General features: G+C 43.4%; 1 protein-coding gene. It reads right to left on the bottom strand.

The window, feature by feature from the left end:
* Positions 1-56: 56 nt before the first annotated feature.
* Entirely contained in the window at positions 57-527 is a 471-nt protein-coding gene (locus AC1DWB_RS37035) for an ArsI/CadI family heavy metal resistance metalloenzyme (RefSeq protein ID WP_477546011.1), read from the bottom strand.
* Positions 528-574 lie beyond the last annotated feature (47 nt).

Raw genomic sequence — 574 nt, 5'->3', positions numbered from 1 at the left:
CATGAAAACTTGATCCTGAATTAATGCATGATAGTTTTTTTGTTCCGACATGGACTCTACTCTCCTTTTCTAAACGTACCGAACTCAACTCTAACCGGTGCTGACGGGGGAGCACAGCACAGTGAGAGATCTCTTGCTTCTCCAGCGGATTCGAACTCCGAATCTTCTCTGGTGTAAAAGATCTCCCAAGCGTTCCCATCGGGATCGTAAACCCATACTTTATCTTGAACCGCGTAACAGCATGTTGTATTCATCTCATCAATGAGCAGCAGACCTGATTGTCGCAAACGCTCACCCATCGCTAGCACTTCTTCTGTATCATTTACTTGGAAGCCCAAATGGTTCAATACGCCTTGCTTTTCATAAGGTCTAACGTTCAAAGAAAAATGCAAAGCCGGTTCGACCAGCTCGAATTTGGCGTAGTTTTCTTTTACTTTCGTCGGCTCGACACCAAAGAAAGTACGATAAAAGGATAATGATTTATCCAGGTCCGTACAATTGAGGGCCACATGCATTCTTTTTATCATAGTAGCCACCTCATTTCCCTTCTTTTACAAATTGGTCAATCCTGTTC

This window comes from Paenibacillus sp. P4_E11 (assembly GCF_056401635.1).
Note: the sequence above shows the minus strand (reverse complement) of the source record. Positions and strands in the feature narration are given on the sequence as shown.

Coding starts and splice junctions, on each gene's coding strand:
- AC1DWB_RS37035 (WP_477546011.1), bottom strand. CDS start 527: ATGATAAAAAGAATGCATGTGGCCCTCAATTGTACGGACCTGGATAAA.